This is a genomic window from Metabacillus malikii, assembly GCF_030813355.1.
Lineage (GTDB): Bacteria > Bacillota > Bacilli > Bacillales > Bacillaceae > Metabacillus > Metabacillus malikii.
In genome coordinates, this window is the sequence record NZ_JAUSUD010000001.1 from 187,419 (window position 1) to 210,660 (window position 23,242).

The window sequence follows — 23,242 nt, forward strand, 5'->3', positions numbered from 1 at the left end:
GCAATTATAATCTAAATTTAGAGTTGAGTTTTTAACGGTATAACTTATTCGAGTGTTAGAGGAAAATAAGGTGAGAACATTGTGCTTGATGTGTACGGAATACGGCATGTATAATCAAAAACTATGCATGACAGTGCCTATTTTATAAGGAGAATAGAATGAGATGAAGAACATTGCTGGTTATGTATCACTTGAATTAATCGCAAATTATCAACATTCGACATTATATAGTGGATTTTCTACAAAGCTTAGGAAAAATGTACTTCTAAAAGTTGTAAATACTAACTTTGCTAATAAAAATGTTATTGAGAATATCGAGAAAGAAATTCACACTTTACAAGGTTTAAACATTGACCAAATATTACAGCCACTTTTTATAGATGAACAAGGAGAGTTAATGATTCTCGTCTACGAATATGAACCATTAATGTCTCTCGAACAATATTTGGAGTCGAAACAAGGCATATTATCCATTGCGGAATTTTTTCCAATCGCAATATCAATTTCTAAAGCATATGTTCATCTGCATTTTCAACATATAATCCATAAAAATTGTAATCCCTCCACTATCCTCTTGAACCCATTGACAAATGAAATAAGGTTAACAGAGATAAGGTTAGACAATATTTCAAGTGACTATAACGCTCAACATGAAATGGAACTACCATATCTTTCACCGGAACATACAGGAAGAATGAACCAGAATATAACTGACCAATCTGATTTATATTCAATTGGCGTGGTATTTTATCAAATGATAACAGGTACGTTACCATTCAATGAAAATTCTCCAATTGATTGGTTTTATGCACATATTTCTAAAAAACCTCTGTCCCCGAGTAACCATAATGCCAATATACCGTCTGTCTTATCTGAAATCATTATGAAGTTGATAAATAAAGCGGCAAAACAACGATATAATAGTGCTTTTGGTTTGCATGAAGATTTACAAATGTGTCGGAAGCAATTCCAAGATGGCGATGGGATAGCAGTTAATATTGGTGAGAAGGACCCATTAATTTTAATTGAAGCTTCAACACATTTATTTGGTCGAACTTACGAGCTAGAGTGTATTAATGAAGCAGTTGAAAAGTTAATAGACGGTGAAACTCAATTTATTCTTATCTCTGGAGAGTCGGGGACCGGAAAAACTACTTTAGCAGAAGAAGTAAAATATCAAACTGCTTTAAAAGAATCGATGTTTATTCAAGGGAAATATAATCTACATAATAAACGTCCATATAGTGGAATTATTGATGCATTTAGAATGCTCTTAAAGAAAGTTCTTACTTTACATGAAGTAGAGTTAACAAAATGGAAAGTGAAAATAATGGAAGAGGTCGGGACAAATTTAACTGTCATGTATAAAATTCTTCCTGAATTACAGTTAATAATAAAGGCTGAATTCAATGAACCAGATGTAAAATCTAGTGATGTACAAGTACATTTTTTCTATGCATTTCAAAAGTTAATCAAGGTGTTTTCTAAGGTAGATTATCCACTTATTCTCTTTCTTGACGATTTGCAGTGGGCTGACCAAGCATCGTTAGAATTAATTGAGTACATTCTATCTATTCAAGACAAGAATTTTTTATTAATTGGTACATATCGGACGGAAGATATCGAAGAAGGACATCAATTACTTGAGAGTATTTCTGACATAAACAAGAAGCGACCGATTAACACGATCCATTTACAGCCATTGCCAATGACAACGATTGAAGGTTGGCTATCAAATTACATCGTTGATAAAAGACAGTTAGGAGAATTTACTACAGTCGTCTATCAAATATCACAAGGAAATCCCTTCTTTATTAAACAATTATTATTAGCTCTTAATGAAAACAAAGTATTATATTTTGAACCAAACAAAGGAACATGGGTTTTTAACAAAAATAGATTATCAATTGAAACGATCCAGAACAATGTTATCCCTTTTTTAGTATATAGAATAAAAGAACTTCCAATGACAACACAGAAAATATTAAAAGTAGCTTCTTGCATCGGGATTCAATTTGATTTCGATACACTACAAGCAATTACTAATGAAAAGGAAGAAAAAATAGTCACCTCTTTAGCACTTGCTATTGAATTAGGATTAGTATTATCTATCGAAGATGTATTAAGAAATGAGGATACTGATGCAAGTCAACAAATGAATTTCCGCTTTATTCATGACCGGATACAGCAAGTCGTATATAGTACATTAACAGAGGAACAAAAGTCAGAAATTCACATGAAGCTAGGTTTTTATTTATTGAATCAATATGAAGATGAGAAGGACGCGAGGCTATATAATCTTGTACACCATTTAAATATAGCAGAGAAGTTGTTAAATAATGATCAAAAACATCAATTGGCAAATCTGAATATTGATGCTGGTGAATACGCCCAAAGTACTGCAGCTTTTCAAGCGGCATTAAAATACTATCAAACAGCTTATGGAATATTAAAAGGGTTTAATGAGAAACAGTCAATTCCTTTCAAATTGTTACTTGCATTAGGAGAGTCTTACTATTTAAATAGTAAATTTGACGACGCAGAATCCATTTTTAACCATCTATTAATAGCAACAACTACTAAATCTGAGAAACTAGCAATCTATCAGATGAAAGTAACCATGTATACGCAATTACATCGTGTAGAAGAAGCAGTCGAAGCAGGGCTTGCAGCACTAAAATTATTAAAACAAACATTCCCTCTAAAACCAACGAAAATTCATGTGGCATATGAATTTCTGTTGTTAAAAATGAGCTTAATCGGAAGGAAACCAAATGACTTAATTAGGTTACCTCCAATGAATAGTAAGGACCATCAACATATTTTAAAGTTAATGATTTCATTAAATGCTCCTACATTTCATGCGAATCAAAATTTATCTACTCTCTTTATGTTAAAGGCTATGCGGATGACATTGAAATATGGTTTGACAGAAATGAGTCCTCTAGCCTTTAACAACTATGCGTTAATTTTGAGTGCAGGTTTTAATGACTTTTCACAAAGCTATCAATTCGGTAAGCTAGCTTTATCTTATGCAGAAGAACAGGGAGATCGTGGAATTATCGGACGGACTCATTTTGTTTTCGGCAGTTTTGTTAATCATTGGAATACACATATAAGGTATAGTGTTGAGCATTTAGAAAGAGCACAACAGTTAAGTGTTTCAGCAGGTAATGTTCATCTTGCTGGTGCAACGAGTGCATTTATTATGATTGCACATTTTATCCGTGGTACAACGATTCCTAAAATGAAAATAACCTTAAAAGAACAATCTAGCTTTATAAAAGAAATCCAGTATCCTTTAATGGACCAGTTTATGGAAGAAATGGCACAATGGTTCGATTATTTAGCAAGTGAAAACTCATTTCAATGGGATTTTCATTTAGTTACCGATGACGATTCAGGGAAGATTATTCATTATACAATTCGATTATTTATCGCTTATCTATTTAACAAAAAGGATTATGCGATGAAAGTATTAAAGGAACTAGAGTCTTTAGTGAATAATCGGTTAACATTAGTGATAGCGCCTGAATATTATTTTATTCGGGCACTATGGATGATAAAACTTTTACGAGAAAAAGATTATCATTACTATCCGAAATATTTGATGAAGCAAAAAATTCATCATGACTTAAAAAAGTTAACAAAATTCGCAAAATTATCATCTAGTAACTATTACGCAAAGCGGTGTATTGTACAGGCAGAATTAGCTGCGTTAACAGGAGACATAACTTCAGCTGAACATTTATATGAAAGTGCGATAAAATCCTGTGAAGAAAATCAATTTATACATATTTTAGCTATATGTTATGAATTAACTGGAAAGTTTTATGAGGGCCAAGGGAAACAAAAAATCGCTAGTTTTTATTATTCAGAAGCCTATAAAACATACAAGCAATGGGGGGCGAACAGGAAAGTAGCATCATTACTAGATGCATATGGAACTCTCTTGAAAAGTTATGACAGAATAGACTTTATTCCAAGTGTAGATAAATCACAAAGTTTTGATTTACATGCAATTTATCAATCTACACAATTAATTTCAAGTGAAATGAATATTGAGAAATTAGTACAAAAGATCCTAGATTTAGCGATGAAAAATGCTGGTGCAACACGAGGTTTGTTACTTACTCAATCGGGGGAGCAGTTTCAAATAGTAGCTAGCAAACATATATATGGAACAGAACAAATATATGATTTTAGTTCTACTATTGTACATTATGTCCATCGAACCGGTGAATCAATTATATTAGATAATTTAGATACGTTAGATATGTTCCAAGATGATATTTATTTTAAGCATTCAGATGTGAAATCGATATGTTGTTTGCCGATTTATTATACGAATAAGGTAAAAGCTATACTTTATTTAGAAAATAATCAAGCAACAAAGGTGTTTACAAAAGAGCGTATGGACTTCTTATCGCTTATTTCAACACAGGCAGCGATTTCTTTGGAAAATGCAAATTTATATAAAAATTTAGAAGAAAAAGTAATCGAGAGAACATTTGAATTAGAACAGGCTAATCATCATTTAGAGCTTGCAAACAAAGAATTGGCAGCATCTAAGGATACAAGAAGTAAAATGTTGTCAAATATTTCTCACGATCTAAGAGCACCACTTGCAAGCGTTCGTGGTTACATGGAGGCAATATTAGAAGGATTTGCAACTACGGAAGATATACGTGATGAATTTATTCGTAAAAGCATTGATCGTATAGACAGCTTACAATTATTAATCAATGATATATTTTCATTAGGTCAACTTGAATCAGGTAATCTTTCGTTTACTTATGATTACATCCCGATAGATAGATTTATTGAAACAACGTATCGACACTTCCAATATGAAGTGGCGAATAGAAATCTGCAATTTGAAGTGTCAATCGTAAACATTGATGATGAACCATATCCACTAGTTGAAATGGATATAGAGCGAATGAATCAAGTGATGACAAACATTCTCACAAATGCACTTAAATTTACAGAATCAGGCGGGATTTATTTAAACCTGGAGATTCTAAGTGAACATGTATTACTGTCTATTCGTGATACAGGGAGCGGTATTGATAAGGAAAGTCTCCCATTTATCTTTGAAAGAGACTATACAAAATCAATACGTCCCAATGTAAAAGGGAATGGCTTAGGACTGACAATTTGTAGAGAAATTGTGAAACGACATCAAGGGGAAATTTGGGCCGAAAGTGTTTTCGGTGAAGGAACAACGATATTTATTCAGCTCCCTATAACCTTTGTAGAGGAAGATTTCTTCTAATCGAATAAGTTTCCGTTTCTTAGTGGCTAATTCATGTGCTTTCACATCCTTGTACAGGCCTTACAAGATACATTGTCGCACGTATAGCATGAGATTAGTATAGTCTCTAGTCTCTAACCAGCCGGTAAATCGAAAAATTCTTTGTATAGGTGGCGGAGGCGTCGAAATGCGGTATGTAGAAAAATAGGCATTTTACCTAGGGAATTCCGTCAGTGTATAACATATTTTGGTAACGAATAGTGAGATACCTAGATATGGAGGAGAGTAAACATGAATCAAGACATGCAAATTCCTTATGTAGAAAATGAAGAGAGGTTTATCGGCAGACCAAGACCTTATTATGGCAGACCATTTTACGGAAGACCGTTTTACGGTAGGCCAAGACCATATTATTATGGAGCACCGTTTGTAGGTGGAGTATTAGGCGGGTTATTGGGTAGTACTTTTGTAAATCCGTATTTTTATGGCGGTTATCCTTATTACCCGTATGTTCCGTATGGCGGATGGTATTAAATTAGATTAATGAAAACTTAAGTAACGCAGGTTGTCATAAATGTTTCGAATAACTTTCATATCCATTGAATAAGTTCAGAATGAACTGAAAAATGTAGAAAAGATGAAAGTGGGGATATTGAATGGCAAGTGAGTGTTACAAGGTACAGGTTGATTTACCAATCGAAACAATCTGGAGTTTTATTGAGAATATGAATAATTGGGCCCCGCTCGTACCGGGCTATATCAATCATCAGATGTTAAATGAGAAAGAATCCACATGGGTGTTTAAGACGGATTTAGGAATGATAAAAAAGAAGGTTGAATTAAAAGTAGAAATTACAAGTTGGAATGAACCGGAAAAAGTCACATTTAAGCTAACAGGGCTGAATGAAAAAATGTCTGGTAATGGATATTTCGAAGCGATCGCAGTCGATGAAAGACATACAGCAATGACTGGTTACTTAGAAATAGTACCTGAAGGCGCAATGGCAAAGTTAATTGAGTCGCGTCTCAAAAAAAATTTAGAAGAAATGACAAAAGAAATGACGGATCAAATAATTTCACATATAAAGAGCCTAGAGAATATTACGAAATAAATTATTGGTAGAGAACAAACATTAGAATTGACAATGATAATTAGTATCATTTAAACTTAGAGATAAAAGTAGTGGGATAGGAGACGAGATGATGTTTGTTCAAATGAAGACCTTTAAAGTATCAGAAGGTAATGCCGATAAAATTGTTGAACGTTTTTCAGGAAAAGGAATTATTGAAGAGCAAGAAGGTTTTATTGAAGCTACCGTCTTAGTGAAAAAGGTGAGACGTGGTGAAGAAGAGGTCATCGTATCGATTAAATGGGAATCTGAAGAAAAATGGAAACAGTGGGAAAAAAGTGAGGCACATATTGCCGGTCATAAGGCAAATCTAGGTAAACCGAAGCCAGAATATATAATAGAAGTAACTGGTGGATTATATGATGTGAAAAGTGTTAAAAAACCTGCACATATTAACTAAAAAAATAGATTTTTTCACTAGAGAGTTGATATTCATGTTAAGAGTATTGACTCTCTTTTTTTATGCAATAATTTATCCTTACTCTACATAATAAATCAATGTTTTGCTTAGTAACAGTAGCACATTCACTTTCATTGTTTTCGAATATAGTAATCTTAGAAGAGCGAAAGGAGGGAAAGCAATGGGATATTGGAAGAATAGAAAATTCGATGAAAACGGTAATCAAGTAGAAAGTCGCTCACATGCAAACTCTCATTCTAAGTCTGATTCATATTCTGATGTAGATGTAGATAATGATTTACGCAATGATAATGAGTTAGATAATGAAAATGATTTAAAGAATAAAAATCGTAACACAAACATTGCAAAAGTTATTAATAGTGGAAATGCACATGTTGATGTGAACGTTGATTCAACATCTGACTCCGCGTCTGATTCTGCTTCTGATTCTGGTTCAGATTCTGAATCTGACTCTGATGCAGACGCTGATGCTAGATCACGCGCAAGAGCAAATAACGAATTCTAATAAATGATTAAAGGTGAGTGAAGTAAGTGATACTTCACTCCACCTTTTTCTATAAAATAATAATGCAATGAGGTGAGAGAATGCGGAAGCAACCTAACTATGAATTGGACGAACATATTGAGAATGCATTGGCACAAAATTTTCTAGCAAATGAATCTACACTAAGTCATAGCGGTAATTCAGATGTGGATATCGATATATTAATAGACACGAAACCAATAGCCTTTGCAATGCTTTATTCATTATTAGCTTCAAAACAACTGACGCAGAATGAATTTGAGGAAGCTGTTAAAAGACTAGATTCTTTAGGCAAGAGGAAACTTTCTAACCAAGTAATTAATACAGATAACGATCTAGCGAAAGTGAAGTTGTATGAGAAAAATAAACGGAGGAGATGAATCTATTTCTCCTTCATTTTTATGAATGAAATAATACATAACTAGATAAGGTATATAACTTTGTTACATCATTTTTACCGTACTATACATACTAGAGGTAAGGTGGTGTTTTTTGTGTTTCCTTTAAATTTTACTAAATACGAAATAAGTGAAGAGAATGGTCATACAAAGATTATCTTACATGTTAACGTTCAATCTCATCAAAATGATCATACGGCTGAATTTAGTGCTGAATTGGGTACTGTGGAACAAGGGTTAAAAAAGAGAGCAATTAACTATGTGCAAAAACAGTTACCAAAAATAAAAAAAGCAAGCATCCTAATAGTTGCAGGTGCAACAATTATAACAAGTTTCCCCATGAAAAAGGCAGAAGCTCATGAAGTAGAATTTAATATGTCATATCTTTATTTCGGTAATACACAATCATATGTAAAGCAGGTTGATAGTACAGAAGGTAATTTGAATTTAGTATCACCTAGTTATTTTGACTTAAATCTTGATGGAACATTAAAAATTACTTCTCAATTTGACCCGGTTTTTGTAACAGAGATGCATAAGCGTGGTATTAAAGTAGTCCCTTTCTTAAGTAATCACTGGGATCGAAATCTAGGTCGTGCGGCGCTAACCAATAGAGAAAAACTTACAACACAAATAGCAGAATTTATTATGAAAAATAATTTAGATGGCGTACAGGTTGATATTGAAAATGTAACCGATATTGACAGGGACCAATATACAGACCTAGTCAAGCTTCTAAATGAAAAACTACCTAAAGAAAAAGAAGTTTCCGTTGCCGTTGCAGCAAATCCAAACGGTTGGACAAAAGGTTGGCATGGCTCTTATGATTACACAGAAATAGCGAAGCATTCAGATTACCTAATGATTATGGCTTATGATGAAAGTTACACTGGTAGTCCAGAGGGTCCTGTTGCTAGTTACGACTGGGTAGAACGATCCATCCAATATGCCATTAAGCAAGATGTACCTTCAAATAAGATTGTATTAGGCATTCCATTTTATGGTAGGTACTGGAAAGTTGGAGAAACATCAGGTGGTGTAGGAATTTCCAATAATCGTGTAGATGAAATGATAGCAAGATATGGTGGCAAGGTAGAGTTTGACGAGAAAACTAAATCGCCAAAAGCAATTATTACCATTAAAGAAGGTGACCCTTCTACAACGATTGCAGGAAAGAAGTTAACACCTGGAACGTATCATATTTGGTTTGAAAATCATGAATCAATCCAAGCAAAGTTAACTCTGCTCCATAAATATGAATTGAAAGGTACAGGAAGCTGGAGTTTAGGTCAAGAAAGTACATCAATATGGAAACATTACCGGACATGGTTATCACACGATGGAAAAGCAACGTCACCCCCATCAGAGCTTCAAACGGAACAAGTCGACAAAACGAAAACAAGTATAGCTACATATGTTGTAAAAGCAGGAGATTCTTTATGGAAAATTGCTCAAGAACATCACATGTCGATTAACCAACTTAAAGAATTGAACGAACTATCATCAGATATTGTTTATGTTGGACAAACTTTACAAGTTACTCAAAATGTTACGAATGTACAGAAGCCTATTGTTAATGAACCAGCAGCACATACACCAGGTGCGATTTCTGCGCCGGCACAAGAAGCGGTTACTCCTAAGTCTGAGGTTAAAACAACTCCGCCCCCACCTAAACATGCAACAACAGTTAAACCGACACCTGCTCCTAAAGTAACTATACTTAAATATGGATCAAAGGGAACTGCAGTAATTGATTTACAAAATAAGTTGCGAACTACAGGAATTTATAAGGGGAAGTCACATGGTACATTTGATACAGCAACTAGAAATGCAGTCATAGCCTTTCAAAAAAAATATAAGCTTAAAGCTGATGGAATCGCAGGTACTGCAACCATCAGTAAATTATCTGCAGTTACAAAACCGAAAGTTCAAACAAGTACAGTGAAAAAGTATCCAACTTTAAAAATTGGCTCAAAGGGATCAGCCGTTGTGGATATGCAGAATAAACTAAAAACTGTTGGGATATATAAAGGCAAGTCACATGGAACATATGACACTGCAACGAAAAATGCAGTCATAGCTTTTCAAAAAAAGTACAAACTGAAGGCCGATGGTATCGCTAACCCAACAATGTTGAGTAAACTAGATACAACTGTTAAAAGTACACCAAAAAAGGCTGTTACAGTTGTAAAAAAAACATATCCGACATTAAGAGTTGGTTCAAAGGGTACAGCAGTTACTGATTTGCAAAACAAATTAAGAAAAAGTGGCCAATACAAAGGTAAGTCGCACGGAAGATATGACAATGCAACAAAGAATGCGGTAATAGCTTTTCAAAAAAAATACAAATTAAAATCAGATGGCATAGCTGGTCCTGCAACGCACAGTAAGATAAATGCCATCATTAAATAAAATTGGAGGAGTTTAATCGTGAAGAAATTGCTGTTTACAATTGGGATACTAGCTATGTATATACTTTCTTTACATTCACCTTTATCAGCAATTGAAGCTGGAAAAAAGCAATTTTTTGAAGTCGGCTCAATTATTAATGAACTGGAGAATGGTATATACTCAGTTCAAACAAAAGGAGAAAAACCAGGGGAAGGTATCGTTTATACGCCGGAAAACGGAACGTTTAATACCAAGCCTCAATTCCAAGTTGAATTAAAAGGGAGTGGAGAAGTCCTTTTAAAAATCGAAGAGACAAATGCTCGAGGACAATTTATTAAGGAAGTTAGAGTAGAAAATATCACCCTCACTGATGATTGGAAAACATATCATATTAACATAGACTTAGAAACGGAAACATCACAGATTGATTTCTTTGTTATTACTGAAACAAAAGAAAATACACATTTTTCATTTAAAAATGTAGAACTGAATTAATAAAGCGGGGGCTTTTGCTTAAAGTCACCCGCTTTTCTTATTGTAGCTTACGAATGATTTTTGGTAGGCAAAATTCACTTAGAGAGGAAAGGTATAGGAAAACACTGTACCAGGTATTAGTACTACTTGAATGCTTATTAAAATCAACGAATAGAAAAAAGCTTCTAGATTTTTAAATATTTCTATTAATTTAGTAATGAAAAATAATTTAATAGATTTAATGAAACTATTTCGAGAATAGAATCGTATGTAAAATATAGCTAATTACAATTAGATTCGTTATCGAAGGAAGGGTAGCATGGAAACAATGATTAGTTCACCAAAACGAAAATTATCTAAAGATGCAGTCAAAGTTTGGATAATGAAAGATTTCATTACCGATATTATTGGGCTTATCGTATTAGCAGTATTATTCTTTTTAGATTACTTGTTTACTTGGCCGTACTGGATAGAATGGATTATCATCGGTTTTATTATATTAAGTTTATTGTCCCCAGTTTGGTCAATCATTCGTTCTAATTTGTTATATAAAAACTGGCGCTATGATATCGATGAGGAGTTTCTGAAGTTAAGATTTGGGTCTCTAATTGAAGAACATCAGCTTGTCCCGATGACAAAAGTTCAGTCTGTCACAACTAGCCAAGGACCTTTATATCGTAGGTATGGGCTATACATATTAAAGATTGAAACAATGGGATCAATCCATACAATTCCTGGATTGTCTAAACAAGTTGCCTTTGATTTAAGGAATACAATCGCACATTATGCAAAAATAAAGGAAGTAGAATAATATGAAAGCTAAAACCTATCATCCGATGGTCATTCTCCTAGAGTTATCGAAATTAGCACGAAATGCAGTCTTTTTTGGATTTCTCTTATTTGTCATTCAACGAGAAGCAACTTCATTATGGGTTAAATACGGAAGAATTGCATTTTTTGTCGTATTGATTATTTCAATCTGTTCAATTTTTTTACGATGGCTTACTAGTAAATATGAAATAAATGATCATTCGTTTCATCTTTATAAAGGAATTTTTACTAAATCAAAGCAAACCGTTCCGTTTAGTAAAATCCACAATGTTAGCCGACATACAACATTTTTCCATAAAATGTTTCGATTAACCTCAATTCGTTTTGAAACGAGTACAACTGAAGAAGATACAGATGTCATTTTTAAAGTCATAACATATGATGAAGCTGATGTCCTAGAAAAAATTGCGTCTACTCAATCTATTGAAGATACAGAAGTTACAGATAATGATGATAGTGAAGGAATTTTAAATAGGAGTGAGCAACGTAAGGTTCATTTTTCTCCTACAAAAAAGGAGTTAATGAGAGCAGCATTTACTTCATTTAGTTTTATATTTTTTATACCAGTGATTGCGTCAATTTATACTAAGGTAGATGACATGTTTCATATCGAAAGAGAAGCAGAAGGGCTAGTTTCTACTATTTTAGACTCGTGGTTGTTAATGTTAATTGTCTTTGTCATTTTTATTGCTTGTTCAATTATCTTTGGCATCATAAGAACCTATCTGAAATACGGGAAATATGAAATTTCATCGGATCAGGAACGAATATACATAAAAAGAGGGGTACTAGAAGAAGCAACATTTTCAATTTTAAAGGAAAAAGTTCAAGCAATTGAAGTGAAACAAACATTGTTAAAGCGAATTCTCGGTTTAGCAGAGGTGAAACTGACAAGTGTCGGAAGCTTTAGTATCGGAGAAGAAAAATTAAATAGTAATTCTCTATATCCATTTTTACCTGTTAAACGGGCTTATAGTTTAATAACAGAGTTATTGCCTACTTATACAGTAGCTGAACAGATGAAGCACCTACCTAAAAAATCACTTTGGGTGAAACTATTTAAACCAAGTTGGATATGGCTTCTAGCAACGGCAGCTTTATTTTACTTTAAACCGATTTTATTAGATATAAAGTTTACATGGGCATTTAGTTCAGCGCTTTTACTGTTGTTTATTGTAACGATTCGAATTCTTGATTATTATCATACTGCGTATATACTAAATGATGAATTTGTACAATTTAAAAGTGGTAGTTTAACAACAACATTGTTTATATCTAAACGTAGTAAAATTATTGAAGTTGAGGTGATTCGGAATCCTATTCAAAAGTACTTGGGACTTGCGACAATTGGAACTGCTAATCGTGCAAATCCAATCCATTATACGAATATTAACGATGTTCCGATTGAAGTCGGAAAGACATTTTATCAATGGTATTTGAACCGCCGTGTTGAGGTGGAGATTGACAAAAACCATACATGATTATCACGAGAATGTTGAAATAGATTCTTCAAGCAAAGTAATACACATAGATCCGACAGCATGGAATGAATTCAACTGCAAATATAATTTTAATGAGAAATAATAAAAAAATATTGATAAACGATATGCAATTTCATATCATGAAATAAACAAATATTATGTTGTTAAAAACGGTGCTAATCTTGGTTTTGGTGGCTATATGAGGTCTTTATCTCTTCGGGTTACCGTAAATAGCTAACATAGTCGCGGAACAAAACCCAGAGTACAGCTACTTAAAACTGCCTGTTTCACTTGGTTTGGATTTATCAGTCATACCATTGTTAATTGTAATATATCAAGCTTTTAGTTATTGATTATTTGACACCATATTTACATTGAAATGAGGGGAGAGAAGTCTTATTGTTACAAATTTATATTTTGTCAGGCATGCACATTCAATCTATACAGCCGATGAATACAATAGACCATTATCCGAACAAGGATTAATAGATACAGAACAGGTAACGAACATTCTAAAAGGCTGCATGATAAATCACGTTATCTCAAGTCCCTATAAACGAGCAAAACAAACGGTCGAGGGAATTGCTGATTATATAGGACAAGAGATAGTCACTGTAGAAGACTTAAAAGAACGTGTGTTATCAAATAAACCGATTAGAAATTTTCAAGAGGCTATTTCGAAGCTTTGGGAAAATGACAGCTATTCGTGGGATGGTGGTGAATCAAATCTTGATGCCCAAAAACGGGCTGTATCTGCAGTACAAGACATTCTACAAACATATGAAGACAATAATATCGTAATTGGAAGCCATGGCAATATAATGGTGCTTATTATGAATTTTTTTGATGCAAAATATGATTTTGAGTTTTGGAGGCAGCTTAGCATGCCTGATATTTATCAATTAAGTTTTAGTGAGCATCAATTATTCTCTGTTAAACGATTATGGAACTAAAAAAGAGTTGCTTGAAGGATGAAGAGAGTTTTTAAGAAGAGGGCAGCTTATATAATAAAGATTAAGCATCATTAACTAGTTGATGCCTATTCATAATAGTTTATTTTCATAAACCTTTTAATAACTGGTTTAGAAAACATAAATATAGATATAGGAATCGATTAGCAAAATCCACAAAGAAATAAGTGGTATATATCTATACAAAGGTTTGCCCCCTCAACAAATGAATGATTTAAAACCGAGAATATGTGTTTGTTGAAGGGACTAGATAGCTTAAAGAGGTACGAAAGATTATTTATTACACGAAAGATTATTTATTACACGAAAGATTATTTACTACTTTGTAGTAGTTTATTAATACTAGCGATTTGTATGCAAACACATAGGACATCCATAGCCGTTTCCAACTCTGATAAAGTAGGATAAGTTGGGGCAATACGAATATTTCGATCGTTAGGATCCTTTCCATATGGAAATGTAGCACCTGCGTTTGTTAGTGTGACCCCTGCTTCTTTTGCAAGTTGAACGACGTTTTTTGCACAACCGTCCATAGTATTTAAGCTAATAAAATAACCGCCTTTAGGTTTACTCCATGTTGCAATGTCTAAGGTTGCTAAATTTGTTTGTAATATTTGTAATACTAAATCAAATTTCGGTTTGATAAGTTCGGCATGTCTTTTCATGTGATGGTGGATACCATCAATCGTTTGAAAGTATCGCACATGCCGTAATTGGTTGAGTTTGTCAGGACCGATCGATTGAAAGGCTAGCTGCTGTTTCACAAATTGAATGTTGTCCTCGCTAGCCGCCATTACAGCAACACCAGATCCTGGAAAAGTGATTTTTGATGTGGATGCAAAGATAAACACTCTGTTTGGATTTCCTGCTTTTTGACAAGTCTCAAGGATATCTTTTAATTGAGCATGTTCATCTGTTAAATGATGAATCGTATAAGCATCATCCCAGAAGATTTTAAAGTCCGGTGCTTTTGTTTTCATATTTGCAAGCCTGTCAACAACTTCGTCACTATACGTTGTTCCTTCGGGATTACTATATTTCGGAACACACCAAATTCCTTTTATAGACGGATCCTTGCTTACTAATTCTTCGACTTGGTTCATATTTGGACCATCCGATAACATATCGATTGTAATCATTTCTATATTCAATGATTCACAAATGGCAAAGTGTCGATCGTATCCAGGACTAGGACATAGGAATTTTACTTTTTCTAGTTTGTGCCATGGCTCAATACTGTCAACTACACCATGAAGCAGTGCACGGGTTATTGTGTCATGCATCATTGTGAGGCTTGAATTTCCTCCAACAATTACTTGTTTAGGATCGACATGTAATAAATCAGCAAACAGTTTTTTTGCTTCTTGTATACCGTCAATTACTCCGTAGTTACGTACGTCAATGTTTTCCTCGACTTTTAATGTTTCGCTTGAATTCAAGATATCCAATAAACCTAGAGACAAGTCTAATTGTGCTGGAGCAGGTTTTCCACGTGACATATCTAGTGATAATTTTTCAGCTTTGAATTTTTCATATTTTTTCTCTAATTCGTCTTTTAATGCTCTTAGCTGTTCATGTGTAAACTGACTATATTGAACCAAGTTAATGCCTCCTCATATCTGTTTATTAATTGATTCGACAAAATTTGATTTATTCCTTTAAAATAGCAGTCTACTTGTATGAAAAGATGTCATACAAACTGTCAAGAGAAATATGTGTTTGTATAAAGCAATAAGGGATTTGGATAGAAAGGGTGGGGGGAAATGCCAAAAAGTAAACAGAGAAAGAAAAAAGGTCGCCCAGGTTTAACGGAACAACAGAAAAGGGAGCATATTAAAAACAAAATGAAAGTAAGGAGAAAAGAATCTACATATTCGATCGTTTCCTTTTCTCTCATACTATTATATGTTTCATTAGAGACATTTGCTTACGACTTGTTTGAACATTACAACTGGAATGTTGCGATTTTAGATTCTATCTATTTAATATTGGAAATTATACTCATAGTTGTGCTATTCGGGATCGGTTGTATATTTGTTTGGGTTATAAATTTTTTTACGAAAGAATACAAAAAGAACCATCAGCGTAAAAAGACACCTATAAAAAGCTTTGCCGCGTTTCTCTTTATTATTGCGATTGCATTCACGGCAGGTTTCTTCTTTTTTACTACAAGCATCAATTGGGCTAAATCATTATTTTCGTACTATTTTTAACAGTTTATTCTCGCATTCATGGCTATACTTTATTCCTGCATAGGTGTATAAAGTGAATTTTTTACTAAGAAATTCATGGAGATAACAATTGGTATCATGGCTAGAGGCTTCAGAAAATAACACTGCGAAAGTAAGGATATGGTAATATAAAGTTACAGTAGTTCAATATGTAACGTTAGGTGTGAGTAAGTATGGATGCAACATTTCATTTAGAAAAGGCCGTTTTTAATTACCGGGTTGCAGCAGTTATCATAGAGAATGGACATGTGCTTTTACATCGTCAAGTGCATGACAAGCACTGGGCATTACCGGGTGGAAGGGTTAAGGTTTTAGAGGATTCGCAAACTGCTATAAAAAGAGAACTCGTTGAAGAATTAGGGATTGAAAGTAATAGCGAACGTCTTTTATGGATAACTGAAAACTTTTTTACGTACGCAGGCAAGCCGTTTCATGAGATTGGCTTTTATTATCACATCAACTCCAGTAATGAGGAGGTTGAATTTCGTACCGAGATATTTAATGGTTTTGAAGGCGAGCATTTACAATATAAATGGATGCCAATTAGAGAGCTCCATACGATAAAATTATATCCACAATTTTTAACGACAGAGCTAAACGAACTACCTGCGACACCAAAACATATAATCTGCTCGACATACCAAATTTAAAGTACATAATGAATTTGTATAGATATAATTAGATGTATCAATTTGATAAATCAGGAGGTTAGTTTATGTATGAATTAAAAACAAAAGAAACCGATAATAGTGTCATTGAATTTATAGAACAAGTTGAAAGTCCGAAAAAACGTGAAGATGCATTTAGATTATTGGATATTTTTACGGAGACTACTGGGTTTGAAGCGAAAATGTGGGGACCTAGTATTATTGGATTTGGCTCATATCATTATAAATACAAAACCGGACATGAAGGAGATGCTCCACTTGTAGGTTTTTCGCCTCGAAAAGCGAAAATTAGCTTATATTTTGCAACAGGTGATGAAAAAAGAGAGGAATTACTAAAGGAATTTGGTAAACATACGACAGGCAAGGCATGTGTGTATATTAACAAAATGGAAGATATCAATGTCGATGTATTACGTAAGCTAATCAAACAATCAGTATCGTTTTTGAGGGAAGTGTATCCCAATAGTAACTAAAAAGAGAAATATATTAGTTAACTATCAATTTTTCCTATAGAAAGGACATGAGCAGAATGATATTAGAAGCGGTTATGCTACAAGTTAAGCAAGGAATGGAAGAAGAATATGAGAAAGCGTTTCGACAAGCTTCAACAATTATTTCGTCAATGAAAGGGTACATATCCCATGATTTGCATCGTTGTATAGAAAAACAGGGGAAATATTTATTGCAAGTTAAGTGGGAGACACTAGAAGATCATACAGTTGGGTTTCGTCAATCAGAAGAATACAAACAGTGGAAACAATTATTACATCATTTTTATGAACCTTTTCCGACAGTAGAGCATTTTAGTAAGGTGTATAGTAAGTAATTTTATAGTAGATTCGTAAAGGGCGGTACCTCTTTTTTAGTGGGGGTGGGTGAAAATCCAGTTAAGACAAGTATTCTGATGAGAGACTTGTTACAGAAGATTGTATAGTGGTGATTCTGTGCTGCAACACTAAAAGATTAAGAAAGAAAGGCTTGTACCTCTCTTTCTTAACTGTATATGAGCTTAATATTTTCTAACTTTTCTAGTTAGTGTAATGATTATTCCACCAATTATGAGTAACCCTACACCTAATAATAGGATGTTATATTGTGAAGTTGCTGTTGTTGGGAGCTTATTACTTGTTGATTCCGATGATTTAGCTGTTGTTTTTGTTTCGTTCTTAGTATCTGAATTATTATCTTTATCAGAATCAGAATCTGTCAGTACAGGTTTTTCATCATCACGAGCTGTTTCGTCTTGGTTATCTTGCTGTGTATCTTTGTCGTCTTGATCTTTTCCACCGTTTTGATTAGAGTCATCCGGTTTTTCTGTTGGAGGCTCTTCATCATTTGCAGGTGGTTGATTATTACCGTCATCTACAGGTGGTGGTTCTTCATTATTAGGTGTGTCAATTGGAGGCTCTTCTACAACGAGTTTACCTGTTACATTTGTACCAGTCTTTGTAATTGTGTACTCAACCTTTTCTCCACTCCAGAAATAAAATGTTAATAAAACATCACCATCTGTTAATTCGTTAAAAAAGTTTTCTTTTAAGATGATTTCATTGTTGTCATAATCAGGTGAAAATGTCCAATTGTATTCTTTAAAAGTAGTCCAGTTCTGTGGACCTGCTGCAGAGCCGTCTGTATAAACTGCTTCCATTGTTGCTAGTTGATTGCCATTGAATTGTGTTGGGATTTTAAACTCACTAGTTGTGCCAGTTGTATTTGATAAAACAGGGCTGTCATATGTAATTACGTCAATTGTCCAGTTGAAACCATTGTTAAATACAACAGTTATGGTCGAGTTTTTTCCAATTTGATTTGAAGCTGTCAATTGCTTCAAAAGTTGAGCTTTAATTGTTAAGTCTGAACCATTAAAGCGGTAATCTTGTCCTTCTATAAGGTTTGTATTGTTGACTTGAAGGGATGATAATTCTTTACCGTTTAAATCGATTTTTAGCGTTACGTCTTGTATATCGGTATCTTTCTTTAGATAAATAAAGTCAGATTCAATTGTTGCTGACCGTGTTTCCCAACTTTCTTTCATTATTGAATAAAGTTCTGGGTCAGACCACTCGAAAGACTGTCGACCAAAGTGTTGGCCATTATCCCATAGCATATGTGTCATCTTTTTTTGTTGCATATAGTGGAGGGCATATTCAAAAAATTTTAATTTCTCGCCTTGCTGTATACTGCCGATATGTGTATCAAATCCTAGTAATCCAAATTCTCCTACAATAACTGGAATGCCTTTTGCGACAAAAGTATCGTGTACACGGTCAAATGTATCATGGATATGATTTTTTGTTTCTTCATCAAATCGCGTATGACCTGCAATATTTACACTAAAAGGCCAAAGTCCATAATAGTGGACAGTTGCAATGATATAAGGATCATTTAATGCTTCTATTGTTTTTGATAGTCCTTCAAGCTTATGAGGTTCAGAACCTGTGTCTAACGTAGGTAACACGATAGCTCGAGTTGCATTGTTTCCACCAGAATTTCTCACGATGTTATAAAATTCTGTATTTAGCTCATGTAAGAAAGCCGCATCTTCTTCTTCATTTCCATCAAAACGTGGTTCATTGATACTTTCAAACATTAATTCTCTTGGATAATCTTTAAATTGCTCAGATAACTGTGTCCATATCGCTTTGTAGCGCGCTAATGACTCATCATGATTATGTTTCATACCAGGTTCAAGCCAGATCCATGAATCATGATGAATATTTATCATTACATATAAGTCTGCTTCAAGTGCCCAGTTAACAGTATTCTCGATTCGTTCTAGAAAGTCTTGATCTATTGTGTAGTCAGGCCCGCTTGCCATCCTCTGGTCAAAGGTGATTGGAATACGGATGCTTTTAAATCCTTGTGAGGCAATTTGTTCAATAAACTCCTTTGTAACAGGTGGGTTACCCCAAGCAGTTTCATCTGTACCAACTGCATCAAAGGTGTTTCCTAAATTCCAACCAGGCTGCATTTCTTCAACATATGTTTGAATGTTGTATTCGGCAGGAGTCTCGTTTTCATTTGCAAACCCTACAGAAGGGAGTGTTAGTCCTATTAATAAAGTAAGCATGATTACTAGTTGTCTCGTTTTCTTTAAAAAATTTGGTTTACGAGTAGTTGATTTTAAATTTTGGAGATTGTCCATAAAAATCGCTCCTTTTTAAGTTTTTTCAAAGAAAGTGTTGGTTAATGTCTTATCACATCCTATATTTTCCCTTTGAAAGCGCTTCCTAAATTACTATAACATAATCGAAAACAGTGAAATACAGTATAAATTAGAGGTGAAATCATGTCTGAACTATCAATATATTAATTTTAAGAAAATAATGGTAGCTATAGGTTGTCATTGTAAATTAAGAAGAGGTCAAGGATAATATCAATTATAATAAATTCAATATACTTACTTGGGGATGATAGCTTGTTAAGTCAGTTTCAGTTTACAAACAATATCTCTTATGATGATAAAATAAAAAATAGTTTTTTTCAGCTCGCTCATACTACATTTGGAATAAGGTTTAGTAATTGGAGTGAGCGCGGATTTTGGGGAGAGGAGTATATTCCATATTGCTTTCTAAGTAATGAACAAGTAATTGCAAATGTATCAGTTAATCTATTAGATTTAATTATTGATGGTAAACAAAAGCGAGCGGTCCAAATCGGTACGGTCATGACACACCCAGAGTACCGATCCCGTGGACTTTCAAAACAGCTTATGAATAAAGTAATGAATGATTACGAACATACTGTAGATTTTTTTTATTTGTTTGCAAATAAGTCTGTGCTGGATTTTTACCCAAAATTCGGATTCAATCGGATAGAAGAATATCAATATTATTTAGATTATTACCCAACTCTAGGAAAGCGTAGTAACTTAAGAAAGTTGGATATGTCTAACAAAAGGGATTTATTCTTCGTTTATCATTTGGCTAGAAAAAGGATTCCTGTCGCGAATCGGTTTGCTACAGCCCGTTCTCATGGTATCTTGATGTTTTATTGCCTAGAAGTTTTTCGTGATGATATATATTTTCATGAAGGGGAAGAAGCAGTTGTCATTTTCCAAATAGAAGAAGACTGTCTTGATGTTTTTGATGTAGTGAGTACGAAACAAGTAAATCTTCATAAGATTTTAGATGATATTACCGGAAATACACAGACAGAAGTGGTTTTTCATTTCACACCTGATGAAAGGGGACTTTCATTACTTAGAAGACCTAATCGTGAAGGGGATTCATTATTTGTTAAGTCGGTCTCTGGTTGTGACTTTCCAAAGTATATCAGCCATCCAATTACTGCGAAAGCATGAAATAAATAGGACATAATGTAAGATGTTAACACTTAAGAGTCAGACCACTCTAGCAATTATTGAAAGATAGCTTGTAGCTCAAAAATTACTACTATAGTTATTGCTGAGCGGCCTGACACCTTTTTTAGTCTGTTTTTTATGCTATTCTCTATTCCCAAGTCCTTCTAAAAATTTATGTACTTCTTTTTGGTTATTCTTATTTCCAAATGCATGTGTAACGCCCCATATTTTATCAACTTGTTGGTCATTTATCTCCGCATCATAATCATGAAAAATACGGTGTAAATACCTTAGAGCCATACTATCTTCCTGTGATTGTGCTACAGATAAAAGGGCATTTGCATTTTCCATATCAGTTAAAGCGAGAGATTCAGCAAATCCATCTTTCGATAACCATGAGATATCCTCTTTTAATTTTGTCCATCTTTCTTTGTTATCAATATTCATGAGGGAGAAGGATTCAGCACCACCCCAGCCAGCTAAGCTATTCAAATATTTATGAATATCTCCGATTAAAGCTTTTGTTTGTGCCTCATTTATATAAGCGAGTGCCTTATTGTATGTCATTTCATCATCAGAATTTTTTTCAGTGTCAGGAATGTTAGGTTGTTTTTTTTCATTGCTATCTACTTGACCACTGACGTTTTTAGTCACTTCTGTAGGCTCATAATCTTTTAGTAATGAATAAGTCCCGAAAACTGTGCATCCAATGATTAACAAACCAGCAGATAAGATAATCCAACGTTTCTTAGACAAAAGATACTCTCCTCCTATTATGATTGTACGGTTCTATAGTACCATGATTTAATTTTAAAAACCAAGATAGCTAGATACTATTATTTCTTTTATAAGTTTACTAGTTCTAAATGTTTATAGCAAAACTATGGATAATATGGTAATATATTCAATTGGAAAAAGGTGTTTAAATTTGGATTTTGTAAAATTTAGGCTCTTCGCTAAAGATTGCTTTTTTTGCACTTGATTTTTAAAGGGAAAATTGAGCTGGTTTCAAAGACTCCTATGGGATGTGCGCGGAAAGCGGTGTACTCGTGCTGTGACCAACACAACATGACAACTACGAAAAAGCAACAATATTTTCGAAAATAGCAACAAATTTATAACCCAACTACGGGTGGTAACAGTCTATATGAAAAGGTGAGAAACGATGAAAATATTAATGTTTGGTGCAGGTGTAATTAGTACAATATATGGACATGCATTTAGACAATCAGGATATGAAGTGTTTCACTATGTTAAACCGAACAAAATCGATGAATTAAAAAATGGTGTTCAGTTACATTTGTTAGATAGTAGAAAATCAAATCCGCATATTCAAAATTATAAGCCTTTATTAATTGATGAGTTACCATCTTTAGAAGAATTTGATTTAGTTGTCGTTAGTCTCAGACATTATCAATTAGAATCTGTCCTACCATTATTAGCTGAAAAGTTAGGGAAGGCAGATATCTTATTTTTCAATCATTTATGGGAAGACACGAGTTTAATAGAAAAGTATATACAAAAGGGACAATATATATGGGGTTTTCCTAATGCAGGTGGGGGCTTTTATCATCTCCCGCATCTAACATTAAAAGGTTCATTAATGGATAGTATTATATTGGGAGAAATGAACGGGGACCAATCTGATAAATTAATGAGGCTTACGAATATATTTCAGCAAGCTGATATTAAAGTGAAAGTACAGAAAAATATGCAGCATTGGCTTTGGAAACAATTTGCATTGAATGCAGGGATTAGTTCAATGGCGGTTAAATCAGGTGGAATGGATGAACTTTTGTCTAGCCTGCCAAAAATTCGTCAAGCGGTACTATGCATTCGAGAAGCACTCGATGTTTGTAAAGCACGCGGTGTGAATGTAAAAGAATTCCCGGAGGCAAAAGCGTTTTATCTGCCGTCATGGCTCGCAGCGATAGCATTTTGGGGTGTAACGATGACAAATAAGCAGCAACGAGAAATTTTTAAAGCATATAATCACATGGATGAAATTCAAATGATTTATAATGATATTATTAAGACTGCAAAAGAATTAAATGTTCCAGTGCCTAAGCTGGAGGGAATTTCAGTTGAAATGAAGAAAATAAAGCTAGATATTAATGAAAAGAAAGTTTCACAGACGATAGTATAACCATAAATACTTTGTTT

At 33.8% G+C, this 23,242-nt stretch carries 20 protein-coding genes; 17 read left to right on the top strand and 3 right to left on the bottom strand.

Going from position 1 to position 23,242, the window contains the following annotated elements:
* Positions 1 to 163 precede the first annotated feature (163 nt).
* The 11 genes from J2S19_RS00985 (at position 164) to J2S19_RS01035 (ending at position 13,859) form a co-directional block, all read left to right on the top strand.
* A complete protein-coding gene (locus tag J2S19_RS00985) occupies positions 164 to 5,278 on the top strand; it encodes an ATP-binding protein (protein WP_307335843.1) in 5,115 nt (1,704 codons plus the stop codon).
* 270 nt (positions 5,279 to 5,548) lie between these two features.
* On the top strand, positions 5,549 to 5,791 hold the full coding sequence (gene ymaG / locus J2S19_RS00990; RefSeq protein WP_307335846.1) for an inner spore coat protein YmaG: 243 nt from the start codon (positions 5,549 to 5,551) through the stop codon (positions 5,789 to 5,791).
* Positions 5,792 to 5,913: 122 nt separating this feature from the next.
* Positions 5,914 to 6,369, top strand: a complete 456-nt coding sequence (locus J2S19_RS00995) for an SRPBCC family protein (RefSeq protein ID WP_307335849.1) — start codon at positions 5,914 to 5,916, stop codon at positions 6,367 to 6,369.
* Positions 6,370 to 6,460: 91 nt separating this feature from the next.
* The gene (locus J2S19_RS01000) at positions 6,461 to 6,787 is read left to right on the top strand and encodes an antibiotic biosynthesis monooxygenase (protein WP_307335852.1); all 327 of its coding nucleotides are present in this window, start codon (positions 6,461 to 6,463) and stop codon (positions 6,785 to 6,787) included.
* Between the two features lie 181 nt (positions 6,788 to 6,968).
* Positions 6,969 to 7,313 (top strand): hypothetical protein, encoded by a 345-nt coding sequence (locus tag J2S19_RS01005; RefSeq protein ID WP_307335854.1) that lies wholly within the window; start codon positions 6,969 to 6,971, stop codon positions 7,311 to 7,313.
* 80 nt (positions 7,314 to 7,393) lie between these two features.
* Positions 7,394 to 7,711 carry a hypothetical protein gene (locus J2S19_RS01010; protein WP_307335857.1) on the top strand — a complete coding sequence of 106 codons (318 nt, stop codon included), beginning with the start codon at positions 7,394 to 7,396 and terminating at the stop codon, positions 7,709 to 7,711.
* Positions 7,712 to 7,825: 114 nt separating this feature from the next.
* Positions 7,826 to 10,141, top strand: coding sequence for a peptidoglycan-binding protein (locus J2S19_RS01015; protein ID WP_307335860.1), 2,316 nt, complete (start codon positions 7,826 to 7,828; stop codon positions 10,139 to 10,141).
* Positions 10,142 to 10,159: 18 nt separating this feature from the next.
* Positions 10,160 to 10,615, top strand: coding sequence for a hypothetical protein (locus J2S19_RS01020; RefSeq protein WP_307335863.1), 456 nt, complete (start codon positions 10,160 to 10,162; stop codon positions 10,613 to 10,615).
* A 298-nt stretch (positions 10,616 to 10,913) separates the two neighbouring features.
* A complete protein-coding gene (locus tag J2S19_RS01025) occupies positions 10,914 to 11,405 on the top strand; it encodes a PH domain-containing protein (RefSeq protein WP_307335866.1) in 492 nt (163 codons plus the stop codon).
* Position 11,406: 1 nt separating this feature from the next.
* Positions 11,407 to 12,906 (top strand): PH domain-containing protein, encoded by a 1,500-nt coding sequence (locus tag J2S19_RS01030; protein WP_307335869.1) that lies wholly within the window; start codon positions 11,407 to 11,409, stop codon positions 12,904 to 12,906.
* A gap of 398 nt (positions 12,907 to 13,304) precedes the next feature.
* Positions 13,305 to 13,859 carry a histidine phosphatase family protein gene (locus tag J2S19_RS01035; protein ID WP_307336565.1) on the top strand — a complete coding sequence of 185 codons (555 nt, stop codon included), beginning with the start codon at positions 13,305 to 13,307 and terminating at the stop codon, positions 13,857 to 13,859.
* A gap of 329 nt (positions 13,860 to 14,188) precedes the next feature.
* Here the strand turns inward: J2S19_RS01035 and J2S19_RS01040 are convergent, their stop codons facing one another.
* Entirely contained in the window at positions 14,189 to 15,478 is a 1,290-nt protein-coding gene (locus J2S19_RS01040) for an aspartate aminotransferase type Ic (protein ID WP_307335872.1), read from the bottom strand.
* A 162-nt stretch (positions 15,479 to 15,640) separates the two neighbouring features.
* Between J2S19_RS01040 and J2S19_RS01045 the strand changes: the two genes are divergently transcribed.
* From J2S19_RS01045 to J2S19_RS01060, 4 genes are all read left to right on the top strand, one after another.
* The gene (locus J2S19_RS01045; protein WP_307335875.1) at positions 15,641 to 16,090 is read left to right on the top strand and encodes a hypothetical protein; all 450 of its coding nucleotides are present in this window, start codon (positions 15,641 to 15,643) and stop codon (positions 16,088 to 16,090) included.
* A 191-nt stretch (positions 16,091 to 16,281) separates the two neighbouring features.
* Positions 16,282 to 16,758 carry an NUDIX hydrolase gene (locus J2S19_RS01050; protein ID WP_307335877.1) on the top strand — a complete coding sequence of 159 codons (477 nt, stop codon included), beginning with the start codon at positions 16,282 to 16,284 and terminating at the stop codon, positions 16,756 to 16,758.
* A gap of 65 nt (positions 16,759 to 16,823) precedes the next feature.
* Positions 16,824 to 17,249, top strand: coding sequence for a DUF1801 domain-containing protein (locus J2S19_RS01055; RefSeq protein WP_307335878.1), 426 nt, complete (start codon positions 16,824 to 16,826; stop codon positions 17,247 to 17,249).
* Between the two features lie 56 nt (positions 17,250 to 17,305).
* Complete coding sequence (locus J2S19_RS01060; protein ID WP_307335881.1) at positions 17,306 to 17,602, top strand: antibiotic biosynthesis monooxygenase family protein; 297 nt, start codon at positions 17,306 to 17,308, stop codon at positions 17,600 to 17,602.
* Between the two features lie 183 nt (positions 17,603 to 17,785).
* On the opposite strand, the gene J2S19_RS01065 is transcribed toward J2S19_RS01060, so the two are convergent.
* A complete protein-coding gene (locus J2S19_RS01065) occupies positions 17,786 to 19,921 on the bottom strand; it encodes a cellulase family glycosylhydrolase (protein WP_307335883.1) in 2,136 nt (711 codons plus the stop codon).
* A 273-nt stretch (positions 19,922 to 20,194) separates the two neighbouring features.
* Here J2S19_RS01065 and J2S19_RS01070 point away from each other — a divergent pair, with 273 nt between their 5' ends.
* On the top strand, positions 20,195 to 21,079 hold the full coding sequence (locus J2S19_RS01070) for a GNAT family N-acetyltransferase (protein WP_307335886.1): 885 nt from the start codon (positions 20,195 to 20,197) through the stop codon (positions 21,077 to 21,079).
* 141 nt (positions 21,080 to 21,220) lie between these two features.
* Here the strand turns inward: J2S19_RS01070 and J2S19_RS01075 are convergent, their stop codons facing one another.
* Positions 21,221 to 21,835 (bottom strand): hypothetical protein, encoded by a 615-nt coding sequence (locus J2S19_RS01075; RefSeq protein WP_307335888.1) that lies wholly within the window; start codon positions 21,833 to 21,835, stop codon positions 21,221 to 21,223.
* Between the two features lie 409 nt (positions 21,836 to 22,244).
* Between J2S19_RS01075 and J2S19_RS01080 the strand changes: the two genes are divergently transcribed.
* A complete protein-coding gene (locus tag J2S19_RS01080; protein WP_307335890.1) occupies positions 22,245 to 23,225 on the top strand; it encodes a ketopantoate reductase family protein in 981 nt (326 codons plus the stop codon).
* Positions 23,226 to 23,242: the final 17 nt, after the last annotated feature.

Bases quoted from the DNA above. Each gene is read 5' to 3' on its own strand.
- J2S19_RS01065 (WP_307335883.1), bottom strand. From the start codon at position 19,921: ATGGACAATCTCCAAAATTTAAAATCAACTACTCGTAAACCAAATTTT.
- J2S19_RS01005 (WP_307335854.1), top strand. From the start codon at position 6,969: ATGGGATATTGGAAGAATAGAAAATTCGATGAAAACGGTAATCAAGTA.
- J2S19_RS01045 (WP_307335875.1), top strand. From the start codon at position 15,641: ATGCCAAAAAGTAAACAGAGAAAGAAAAAAGGTCGCCCAGGTTTAACG.
- J2S19_RS00995 (WP_307335849.1), top strand. From the start codon at position 5,914: ATGGCAAGTGAGTGTTACAAGGTACAGGTTGATTTACCAATCGAAACA.
- J2S19_RS00985 (WP_307335843.1), top strand. From the start codon at position 164: ATGAAGAACATTGCTGGTTATGTATCACTTGAATTAATCGCAAATTAT.
- J2S19_RS01000 (WP_307335852.1), top strand. From the start codon at position 6,461: ATGTTTGTTCAAATGAAGACCTTTAAAGTATCAGAAGGTAATGCCGAT.
- ymaG (WP_307335846.1), top strand. From the start codon at position 5,549: ATGAATCAAGACATGCAAATTCCTTATGTAGAAAATGAAGAGAGGTTT.
- J2S19_RS01010 (WP_307335857.1), top strand. From the start codon at position 7,394: ATGCGGAAGCAACCTAACTATGAATTGGACGAACATATTGAGAATGCA.
- J2S19_RS01055 (WP_307335878.1), top strand. From the start codon at position 16,824: ATGTATGAATTAAAAACAAAAGAAACCGATAATAGTGTCATTGAATTT.
- J2S19_RS01025 (WP_307335866.1), top strand. From the start codon at position 10,914: ATGGAAACAATGATTAGTTCACCAAAACGAAAATTATCTAAAGATGCA.
- J2S19_RS01060 (WP_307335881.1), top strand. From the start codon at position 17,306: ATGATATTAGAAGCGGTTATGCTACAAGTTAAGCAAGGAATGGAAGAA.
- J2S19_RS01050 (WP_307335877.1), top strand. From the start codon at position 16,282: ATGGATGCAACATTTCATTTAGAAAAGGCCGTTTTTAATTACCGGGTT.
- J2S19_RS01030 (WP_307335869.1), top strand. From the start codon at position 11,407: ATGAAAGCTAAAACCTATCATCCGATGGTCATTCTCCTAGAGTTATCG.
- J2S19_RS01080 (WP_307335890.1), top strand. From the start codon at position 22,245: ATGAAAATATTAATGTTTGGTGCAGGTGTAATTAGTACAATATATGGA.